Source organism: Streptomyces sp. NRRL F-5630 (assembly GCF_000719475.1).
Classification (GTDB): Bacteria; Actinomycetota; Actinomycetes; order Streptomycetales; family Streptomycetaceae; genus Streptomyces.
The window spans coordinates 1-10160 of sequence record NZ_JOGO01000118.1; the positions used below are offsets into that span (position 1 = coordinate 1).

Consider the following 10160-nt stretch of genomic DNA (forward strand, 5'->3'; position numbering starts at 1 on the left):
CCCCAAGGGCCACCCCCGCCTCCCCACCCGGCCCCCCGCCCTCTCCCGCCTCCCCACCCGCCCCGGCCCGCTCCTGGGCCGCTCAGGTCTCCGCCCTCGCGCAGCCGGCCCACGCCGCCCCAGGCACCGGGGCCGGTGGACCCGACGTCCCCGTCACTCCCTTCAGGCCCGTCCGCGAGGACCCCTTCACCGCCGCCGCGCGGCGGCAGGCGGCGGCGCGGCCCGCCGGGCTGGGGCGGCGGCTCCTCGCGCGGATCGTGGACAGCCTGCTCCTCGGCGCGCTCACCGGGGCGGCGGTCGTCCCGCTCGCGAGCCGCGCCGCCGACCACGTACAGGCGAAGATCGACGCGGCGAAGCTGAGCGGCGAGACCGTCGAGGTCTGGCTCATCGACACGACGACCGTGAGCTGCCTGCTCGCCTCCGTCGGCGTGCTTCTCGTCCTCGGTCTCCTCTACGAGGCCCTGCCGACCGCCCGGTTCGGCCGTACGCTCGGCAAGAAGCTGTTCGGCCTGCACGTGCGCGACATCGAGGAGCACGAGCCGCCCGGCTTCGCCGCCGCGCTGCGCCGCTGGCTCGTCTACGCGGTCCCCGGGCTGCTCGGGATCGGTGTCGTGGGCGTGGTGTGGGCGTGCTTCGACCGGCCCTGGCGGCAGTGCTGGCACGACAAGGCGGCTCATACTTTCGTGGCCCGCTGAGGTCCGACCGGCCCACGTCCCGTGGCAGGGGCCTTCGCCCCGCGTTCGACTCGGGCCATGACGAGCGCACCGCCTCCGCCCGACGACGAGGACCGCCCGGGCGAGGACCCCTTCCGCAAGCGGCAGCCCGGCCACGGTGGCGGCACGCCCTACGACCCGCCCGGCGGTGAGCCGCCCGCCGAGGACCCGGGCCGCCCGGGCTCCCCGTACGACCCGCCCGGCGGCGAGCGACCCCCGGGCAACACGCCGCCCCCGCCCGGCGGCGCCAACCCGCCTCCCTACGGCGGCGCCAACCCGCCCCCGCCCGGCGGCGGGAATCCGTACGGGAGCGAGCCGGGCGGCGATCCGTACGGGAGCGGCCCCGACGACCGGTCGGGGAACCCGTACGGCGGCGATCCGAACAACCCGTACGGCGACCAGGGCCCGTACGGCGGCGGCCAGGGCCCGTACGGCGGGCAGGGCCAGAGCCCCTACGGCCCGTACCCCGGTGGTCCCGAGGGGCCGCCCCCCGGTGACCCGCTCGCGGGTATGGCCCCGCTCGCGCCGAGCGGCAGACGCGTGCTCGCGCGCGTCATCGACATGGTGCTCGTCGGCATCGTCGTCTATCTGCTGACGCTGCTCTTCCGCGTCTCCGAGACGAACTTCGACCACGCGCACGCGGGCCGCTCGGTCGGGCAGTCCTTCGTCGCGGCGATCCTCTACATCGGCTACGACGTGCTCATGAGCCAGCGGCGCGGGCAGACGCTCGGCAAGCGGCTTTTGAAGCTGCGCGTGGCGAGGCTCGACAACGGGCTGACCCCGGACACGCGCACGCTCCTCGTGCGGGCCGCCGTGCTGTGGCTGCCCTTCGCCTTCTGCTGCGCCTGTGTGTGGACCGCGATCTGCGGGGGCTGGTCGTTCATCGACCGCCCCTACAAACAGGGCCTGCACGACAAGGCGGCGAAGACCGTGGTGGTCGAGGTCTGAGCGGGCCGTGCGGCGACCGCGCTCCACGGCGGCACCCGGCGACGGGCCATCACCACGGCCCCGGCGACGGGCCATCACCACGGGGCCCGGTGAGCGGATTCAGCGCTGGTACGAGGAGGCGGTGGGCCTGCCGACCCGGACCTCGGGCGGCGGTGGGGCCGTCGTGACGCCGGGGGCCTGCGGGCGCAGGGCGTAGGCGACCGCGACGCCGAGGGCGAGCGCGGCCACGCACGTGAGCGCGATCCAGGCGGTCGAGGTGGTCCCGGACAGGAGCAGGACGAGCAGCACCGTGAGGAGCACGGTCGCGGAACCGCTGGCGAGTTGGGCGAGGCGCGGACGTGACATGAGGGACCGTCCTGTGACGGGTACGAGGGCACGAGCGTCCCCGGCGGGGGCTCTCACGCCGTCCATTCCCAGCGGTTCCCGCGGTAAGCGCGGCGGGCGGGGAGGCGTCGGGGCACGGGGGGGCGCATGGATTCACGTCTCCGCGTACGGCGCCCGGCGGAGCCCGGTCCTCGTACGCGCCGCCTCCCGCGCCCCGGCCCGCACGCCCCGCCTCCCGCATGCCCCGCTGTCACGCCCCGGCCCCGGCACGCCCGGTCCTCGCGCCTCACGCCCCGGCCCCGCTTCCCGAACTCTCCCCATCCGGCGTCCGCGGAACTCCCGGAATGGCGCGATTTCTCGCTCGCGGAGCCCGGGGACCGGCGCGGGGGCTCGGTCCTACGCCCCGCGGGGTCCGGTTCGCGCCCGTCCCCCGGCCCCGTTGTGTCCCTTCTGTGCAGAACGTGTGCGAGCGGTAACGCACGTGCCGCCCCCAAGTCAAGATCTGGTTTTTCTTCCGTCTCTCCGGTCGAATAGCGGACTACGTGTATCGCACGTGTGTTCCGGGATTCAGTGGAACGAGTGATGTTCCGTCAGTTGGGACCGGGACCCGCTTCCGGGGAGGACAGCGCACAGGTGAGCAGACAACGGAGAGCCCTCAGAGCGGCCGCCGTCACCGTGGCGACCGGCCTGATCGGCGCCACCGCCGCGTCGTTCGGGGTCGCACAGGCCGCCGACGGCCAGGTGGGCAGCAAGGACGGCCAGAAGATCGAGCGCCGTGACCCGGCTCTCGGCAAGAAGGGCGCCGAGCACAATCTCGAGGGGCCCTTCAGCGAGAAGCAGGACGCGCAGCGCCAGGAGGCGCTCAACCAGCTTCTGACGGGCAAGAAGAAGACCACCGAGCGCGACGGCTCGAAGGTCCTCAAGCTCGACAAGGGCAAGTACGTCGAGCTGGGCCGCGAGAAGACGGACAAGATCTTCACGATCCTCGTCGAGTTCGGCGACGAGGTCGACCCGGCGTACGGCGGCCAGCCGGGCCCGCTGCACAACCAGATCGCCAAGCCGGACCCGAAGAACGACAACTCGACGGACTGGCAGGCGGACTTCAACCGGAAGCACTACCAGGACCTGTACTTCTCGGATGCGAAGGACGACAGCGTCCAGTCCCTGAAGAAGTACTACGAGAAGCAGTCCTCGGGCCGCTACTCGGTCGACGGTGAGGTCACGGACTGGGTCAAGGTCAAGGCCAACGAGGCCCGTTACGGCAACAACAAGTGCGGCGCCTCGACCTGCTCCACCGTCTGGGACCTCGTGCGCGACGGTGTCACCCAGTGGGTCTCCGACCAGAAGGCGGCCGGCAAGTCCGCGGCCGAGATCAAGGCGGACCTGGCGCAATACGACCAGTGGGACCGCTACGACTACGACGGCGACGGCGACTTCAACGAGCCGGACGGCTACATCGACCACTTCCAGATCGTCCACGCCGGTGAGGACGAGTCCGCGGGCGGCGGCGCCCAGGGCACCGACGCGATCTGGGCGCACCGCTGGTACGCCTACGGCACCGACCAGGGCCGCACCGGCCCGGCCGGGAACAAGGCCGGTGGCACGCAGATCGGCGACACCGGCATCTGGGTCGGCGACTACACGATGCAGCCCGAGAACGGCGGCCTCGGCGTCTTCGCGCACGAGTACGGCCACGACCTCGGCCTGCCCGACCTCTACGACACGACGAACACGGGCGACAACTCCGTCGCGTACTGGTCGCTCATGTCCTCCGGTTCCTGGCTCGGCCGCGGCAAGGACGCGATCGGCGACCTGCCCGGCGACATGAACGCCTGGGACAAGCTCCAGCTCGGCTGGCTCAACTACGGCACCGCGAACGCCGCGAAGAGCTCGACGACCAAGCTGGGCGTCGCCGAGTACAACACGAAGGACAAGCAGGCCCTCGTCGTCAACCTCCCCGACAAGGAGGTGACCACGACCATCGTCAAGCCCACGAGCGGCGCGACGCAGTGGTGGTCCGGCAGCGGCGACAACCTGAACAACACGCTGACCCGCTCGGTCGACCTCACCGGCAAGACCTCCGCGTCCCTGGACCTCAAGGGCTGGTGGGACATCGAGGCCGAGTACGACTTCCTGTACGCCGAGGCCAGCACCGACGGCGGCGCGAACTGGGAGCCGCTGGAGGGAACCGCGAACGGCAAGGCCCTCCCGCGCGACGGCAGCGACAAGCCCGCGCTCACCGGCCCGTCCGAGGGGTACCAGGACCTCTCGTACCCGCTCGACGCCTACGCGGGCAAGAAGACCGACATCCGCTTCCGCTACCTCACGGACGGCGGCCTGGCGAAGAAGGGCTTCACCGCCGACGACATCAAGATCGTCGCGGACGGCTCGGAGCTGCTGAGCGACGACGTCGAGAACGGTGACAACGGCTGGACCGCCAAGGGCTTCAGCCGCGTCGGCGAGTCCTTCACCAAGGACTACGCGCAGTACTACATCGCCGAGAACCGCCAGTACGTCTCGTACGACACGACGCTCAAGACCGGCCCGTACAACTTCGGCTGGCCGAGCACCCGTCCCGACTGGGTCGAGCACTTCTCCTACAACCCGGGTCTCGTGATCTGGAAGTGGGACACCTCGCAGGCGGACAACAACACCACCGCCCACCCGGGCGAGGGCCTCATCCTCCCGGTGGACGCCCACCCGAAGGCCGAGAAGTGGGCGGACGGCACCGTGATGCGCAACCGCATCCAGCCCTACGACGCCGCCTTCTCGTGGTACCCCTCGGCGGGCTTCACCCTCCACAAGGACGGGGTCGCCACCAAGATCAAGGCGAAGCTCGGTGTGCCGGTCTTCGACGACCACCGCAACACCTACTACGACCCGGCGAACCCCACCGGGAGCGTGAAGATTACTGACACCAACACGACGATCTCGATCCTGAGCCAGCCGCTCAGTGGCTCGACGATGACCGTGCACGTGGACCGCGCCACACTGAAGAAGTAATCACCGCAGGTCAGAGCATGATCGGCCGTCGCCCTCTAGCGGGCGGCGGCCGATCGCGTTTAGATGCCTCCATGCGGTCCTTATTGACACGACGTCTTACAGGGGTGTGACGACGATGACCGGGAGTGGTTACTGCGTGCTGCCGGGCGGTGATGTGATCGTCGCCCTGACCCTGCCCAGACCCCCGTGCGGCCCGCTCGGCGGCACGACGGGAGCGGGCCGCGGCGCCGACGGCGCCAGCGTGCGCGTCCTCGTCCGCGCGAAGAACCGTGCGCGCGCCCTGACGCGGCTGCGCAACCTCGGCCTGCGCGCCGTCTACCTGCGCGGCAACATCGCGCCCCCCACCCCCGACGAGATCACCGCCGTCCTGCACCACCCCGAGGGCCTCCTGTGGCGCGCGGCCCCCGACGACCCCTACGAGCTGTGGCACCCCATAGCGGCCCTCCTGCGCCCGCAGGGCGTCCTGGGGGCGGAGCCGGGGGCGCGCGCGGCCTGACACCCGTACTGGCTTGTCATGCTCGCGCTGGGCGCTGGGCGCTGGGCGCTGGGCGCTGGGCGCTGGGCGCCGCGTGGCTGGACGCTCGCTCTCCCCGGCCGGCGGCAGGGCGCGAGGCGGGCCGGCCGGTCCGTGCCCCGGGCGCGCTCAGGCGACCACCGGCTCCCCGCTCAGCTCGACCCCCGCCTCGCGCAGCTCGGTCAGCGCCCGGTCCGTCGTCGCGCGCGCGACCCCGGCCGTCAGGTCGAGCAGGACCCGCGTGCGGAAGCCCTCCTTCGCGGCGTCGAGCGCCGTCGCGCGCACGCAGTGGTCCGTCGCGATGCCGACCACGTCCACCGTGTCCACGTCGTGCGCCCGCAGCCAGTCCGCGAGCGGCGCGCCGTTCTCGTCCGCGCCCTCGAAGCCGCTGTACGCGGCCTCGTACGCGCCCTTGTCGAAGACCGCCTCGATCGCGCCCGAGGCGACGGCGGGCGCGAGGTTCGGGTGGAAGCCGATGCCCTCGGTGCCCTGGACGCAGTGCGGCGGCCAGGAGCGGACGAAGTCGGGGTTGCGCGAGAAGTGGTTGCCCGGGTTGATGTGGGCGTCGCGCGTCGCGACGACGTGGTCGAAGCCCGCCCCCTGGGTGATCAGCTCGGTGACGGCCGCGGCCACGTCGGCCCCGCCGCTGACGGCGAGGCTCCCGCCTTCGCAGAAGTCGTTCTGGACGTCGACGACGATCAAGGCGCGTGCCATGACGGGTGTCCCTCGGCTCTCTCGTGCGGACGGTGCGGGTGGGGGCCGGAGCCCCCGTACCCGAGGGTAGGCACTGGGTGCCCGGTGGGGGAGGGGTGCGGGAGGCCCGGCGTGCGGCGGGGCGCCGTGCCGGGGCTCCCGGCCCGCGCCCCGTTCCTCGTACGCCGGATGCGTTCCCGTTCTCCGCCCGGCTCATCGCAGGAATGTCAGCCGCGGGCCCGCGGGCTCTCCCGCTCCGCGGCCTGCTCGCTCAGGTGGTACTCCGTCGGGATGACGGGCTCGCCGCGCGAGAGCTGCGTCGCCGAGAGCGGCAGCCCCTCCAGCGCCGCCTTGTGCCGCGCGCGTGCCGCGCTCATCGGCTCCCGGGCCACGACCTCGCCCTTCGTCACGAGCGGCACGAGCAGCTGGCTCTCGCGCAGTTCCTCGGGCACCTCGCCCGTGCCGACGACCTCGGCCTCGGCGATCCCCGCCGCGTCCCTGCGGCGCGCCGCCCACTTGCGGCCGGCGACGGACGCCTTGCCCCCCACCGAGCGCTTCGCGACCGGCTCCAGGGGCGCGCCCGGCTCGGTGGTACGCGCGCGGGCGACGAGCTTGTAGACCATCGAGCAGGTCGGGTGACCGCTGCCCACGACGAGCTGCGTACCGACCCCGTAGGCGTCCACGGGCGCGGCGGCGAGCGAGGCGATCGCGTACTCGTCCAGGTCCGAGGTGACGACGATCCGGGTGTTCCGGGCGCCGAGCGCGTCGAGCTGGTCGCGTACGCGGTGGGCGACGAGCAGCAGGTCGCCCGAGTCGATCCGTACCGCGCCCAGCTCGGGCCCCGCGACCTCCACCGCCGTGCGGACCGCGTTCTCGACGTCGTAGGTGTCGACCAGCAGCGTCGTGTCCGGGCCCATCGAGGCGACCTGCGCCTCGAAGGCCGCGCGCTCGTCGTCGTGGACGAGGGTGAAGGCGTGCGCGCTCGTGCCGGTCGTCGGGATGCCGTAGCGGTACCCGGCGGCCAGGTTGGACGTCGTGGAGAAACCACCGATCCACGCGGCGCGGGAGGCGGCGACGGCGGCCAGCTCGTGGGTGCGGCGGGCGCCCATCTCGATGAGCGGGCGGTCCCCGGCGGCCGAGGACATGCGCGAGGCCGCCGCCGCGATCGCCGAGTCGTGGTTGAGGATCGAGAGGATCACGGTCTCCAGGAGCACGCACTCCGCGAACGTGCCCTCGACGCGCAGCACGGGGGAGCCGGGGAGGTACACCTCGCCCTCCGGGTAGCCCCAGATGTCGCCCGAGAAGCGGTAGTCGGCGAGCCACGCGAGCGTGTCCTCGTCCACCACCCGGTGGGCGCGCAGGTACTCCAGCTGGTCCGCGTCGAAGCGGAAGTTCGCGACGGCGTCGAGCACGCGCCCGGTGCCCGCCACGACGCCGTACCTGCGCCCCTCGGGCAGCCGGCGCGTGAAGACCTCGAAGACGCTGGGCCGCTCGGCCGTGCCGTTGGCCCGCGCGGCCTGGAGCATCGTCAGCTCGTAGTGATCCGTGAAGAGCGCTGTCGACGGGACGTCCACCGGCAGGCCAAGGTCCGCTGTGTTCATGGGAAGGATGCTACCCCAGTTAGCGTCACTCTGACGATTTCTGGGAGTGGGCTGGGTCACGCCGGTACGGGGTGTGACCGCGCGGCCCCGACGGGGCCGTTCGTGCGACGGGTCCCGGACAGTGGCAGCATGGCCCCCGTGAGTGTGTCGTCCGTCTCCCCAGCCCCCACGCCCGCCGCCCCCGCACCCGGGCGCGGTGCCGCCCGTCCGGCGGCCCGCCTGGCGTCCCCCGCCCCGATGGAGGTGGAGCGGCCCGACGCCGAGGCCGAGTCCTTCGCGGTGACGGAGCCGGATCTCCCGTGGATCACGCTCGTCCACAACGACCCCGTCAACCTGATGAGCTATGTGACGTACGTCTTCCAGTCGTACTTCGGCTACTCCAAGGACAAGGCCACCAAGCTGATGCTCGACGTGCACAACAAGGGACGCGCCGTCGTCTCCAGCGGCAGCCGCGAGGAGATGGAACGCGACGTGCAGGCGATGCACGGCTACGGACTGTGGGCCACGCTCCAGCAGGACCGCGACTGATGCCCGGCCTCTTCGAACGCACCCCGGACGGCGCCGCCGAGGTCACCCTCGACGCGGTCGAGACCAGCATCATCCGCTCACTCGCCGTGCAACTCCTCGAACTCGTCGGCCCGGGCCCCGGCGCCGACGACGACCCGCTCGCGGGCCTCTTCGCCGAAGGCCCCAGCAAACCGCCCTCCGACCCGGTCCTGCGCCGCCTCTTCCCGGACGCCTACACCCGCCCCGGCGAGGACGAGGGGCCCGAACTCCACGCCGCCTCGGCCGAGTTCCGCCGCTACACCGAGAACGACCTGCGCGCCCGCAAGCGCGAGGACGCCCTCGCCGTCGTCCGCACCCTCGACGACCTGCGCACCGACGCGCGCGGCAACGCCCGCCTCCAGCTCGCGGGCCTCGCCGCCCAGACCTGGCTGCGCACCCTCAACGACCTGCGCCTCGCCCTCTCGACCCGCCTCGACATCACCACCGAGGGCGACACGGAACAGCTCTACGAACTCCCGGACAGCGACGCGCGCAAGCCGATGGTCATGGCGTACCTGTGGCTGGGGGGCCTCCAGGAAACGCTGGTGGAGACGCTGCTGCCCTGAGGGGTGGGACGGACTGCGGGCGGCGGCCGGCGGAAGGGCGTGCCTCACGCCCGAAGGGCCGACGCGCGGAGGACGTGCCTCTCGCCCCGCACGGCCGACGCGCGGGGGTGTGGCTCACGAACTCGTCCGCGGTCCCGGCCGCTCCTGGTTCGCCCGCCGCGCCGCGCGGTCGTTGAGCGCGCTGCCCCAGGCGCGCAGCTGACGGGCCAGCGCGTGCCGGGGCACCCCCGCTTCGTGCCCCTGGCGCAGGGGCCCCCGCCCCTCGGCCGAGGGGAGCAGGCGGGCGCCCCAGGCGCTCGCCCGCGTCGTGAGCCCCGGCGCGATCCCGTGCGCGAGCTGCGCGGCCTTCGCCGCCGGTGTCAGGACGAGCCGTGCGCGCCGCCGCGCGACCGCGGCGACGATCCGCCGCGCCGCCCGCTCCGCGTCCATCGAGAGCAGCGGTGCCCCGGCCGCCGCGCTGAACCAGCCGAACTCCGCCCCCGTATCGCCCCCGAACTCGGCCTGCCGGTGCGAACCGGTCCGCATGAGCCCCGGGTGCACCGCCGTCACGCTCACCCCGTCCGCCGTCGTCTCCGCGCGCAGCCCCTCCGCGAGCACACCCACCGCGGCCTTGGCGCACGAGTACGGCAGCAGGTGCGGCACCCCCAGGAGACCGCCCACCGAGCCGATCAGCGCGAGCCTGCCCCGGCTCTCCCGCAGATGGGGCAGCGCCTCCAGCGCCGTGTGGAGCGCCCCGCCGAACATCACGTCCATCGCGTCGCCGAACTCCTCGGCCCCCACCGCCGTGACCGGGGCCACCTGGATCACCCCCGCGTTCGCGATGACCACGTCGAGTCCGTCGCGCGCCCGCGTCGCCCGCAGCAGTTCCCGTACCGCCGCCTGCTCGCGTACGTCGCACACCGCGACCCGCACGGTCGCCCCCGTGCGTTCCCGCAGCAGCGCGGCCGCCCGCTCCAGCTCGTCCCCGTCCCGGGCGGCGAGCGTCACCACGCATCCCTGGCGGGCCAGCTCCTGGCCGATCAGCAGGCCGAGCCCGCGCGAGCCGCCGGTGACGACGGCCGAGAGGCCCGCCAGGCGGGAGGGGCGGGCCGGACGGGGAGAGCGGGGCATGAGGTCCTCCGGCGGTCGACGGAAAGCCGCGCGGGCGCGCGGCGACGGTGCACGGGGAGTGCCCCGCACCCGCCGCCTCAACCGTGACCCGCCCCCGCCCGTTCCGCATCCCCGAGCCGTCCCCACCGCCCCCGCCCCGCCC

At 73.2% G+C, this 10160-nt stretch carries 10 protein-coding genes; 6 read left to right on the top strand and 4 right to left on the bottom strand.

The features are described 5' to 3' along the window. Together IF99_RS0129045 and IF99_RS34520 are read left to right on the top strand one after the other, a co-directional pair. The coding region (locus IF99_RS0129045) for an RDD family protein (RefSeq protein WP_031001194.1) at positions 1-695 on the top strand (695 nt) is incomplete at its 5' end. A gap of 57 nt (positions 696-752) precedes the next feature. Then, positions 753-1661 (top strand): RDD family protein, encoded by a 909-nt coding sequence (locus IF99_RS34520; RefSeq protein WP_031001196.1) that lies wholly within the window; start codon positions 753-755, stop codon positions 1659-1661. A gap of 99 nt (positions 1662-1760) precedes the next feature. On the opposite strand, the gene IF99_RS0129055 is transcribed toward IF99_RS34520, so the two are convergent. Further along, the gene (locus IF99_RS0129055; protein ID WP_031001198.1) at positions 1761-2006 is read right to left on the bottom strand and encodes a hypothetical protein; all 246 of its coding nucleotides are present in this window, start codon (positions 2004-2006) and stop codon (positions 1761-1763) included. A gap of 612 nt (positions 2007-2618) precedes the next feature. Here IF99_RS0129055 and IF99_RS0129060 point away from each other — a divergent pair. Further along, positions 2619-4988, top strand: a complete 2370-nt coding sequence (locus tag IF99_RS0129060) for an immune inhibitor A domain-containing protein (RefSeq protein WP_051703752.1) — start codon at positions 2619-2621, stop codon at positions 4986-4988. A 115-nt stretch (positions 4989-5103) separates the two neighbouring features. Then, the gene (locus IF99_RS0129065) at positions 5104-5484 is read left to right on the top strand and encodes a hypothetical protein (protein ID WP_031001202.1); all 381 of its coding nucleotides are present in this window, start codon (positions 5104-5106) and stop codon (positions 5482-5484) included. Between the two features lie 147 nt (positions 5485-5631). Here IF99_RS0129065 and IF99_RS0129070 read toward each other — a convergent pair whose 3' ends face one another. Both IF99_RS0129070 and IF99_RS0129075 read right to left on the bottom strand, forming a co-directional pair. Further along, positions 5632-6216, bottom strand: coding sequence for a nicotinamidase (locus IF99_RS0129070; protein ID WP_031001204.1), 585 nt, complete (start codon positions 6214-6216; stop codon positions 5632-5634). A 206-nt stretch (positions 6217-6422) separates the two neighbouring features. After that, the gene (locus IF99_RS0129075; protein ID WP_031001206.1) at positions 6423-7796 is read right to left on the bottom strand and encodes a nicotinate phosphoribosyltransferase; all 1374 of its coding nucleotides are present in this window, start codon (positions 7794-7796) and stop codon (positions 6423-6425) included. 237 nt (positions 7797-8033) lie between these two features. On the opposite strand from IF99_RS0129075, the gene clpS reads away from it, so the two are divergent. Both clpS and IF99_RS0129085 read left to right on the top strand, forming a co-directional pair. Then, positions 8034-8324 carry an ATP-dependent Clp protease adapter ClpS gene (gene clpS / locus IF99_RS0129080; RefSeq protein WP_031001208.1) on the top strand — a complete coding sequence of 97 codons (291 nt, stop codon included), beginning with the start codon at positions 8034-8036 and terminating at the stop codon, positions 8322-8324. Continuing rightward, complete coding sequence (locus tag IF99_RS0129085; protein WP_031001209.1) at positions 8324-8908, top strand: DUF2017 domain-containing protein; 585 nt, start codon at positions 8324-8326, stop codon at positions 8906-8908. The genes clpS and IF99_RS0129085 overlap by 1 nt, the downstream gene beginning before the upstream one ends. 114 nt (positions 8909-9022) lie before the next feature. Here the strand turns inward: IF99_RS0129085 and IF99_RS0129090 are convergent, their stop codons facing one another. Then, positions 9023-10018, bottom strand: a complete 996-nt coding sequence (locus tag IF99_RS0129090) for an SDR family NAD(P)-dependent oxidoreductase (RefSeq protein WP_037827972.1) — start codon at positions 10016-10018, stop codon at positions 9023-9025. Positions 10019-10160: the final 142 nt, after the last annotated feature.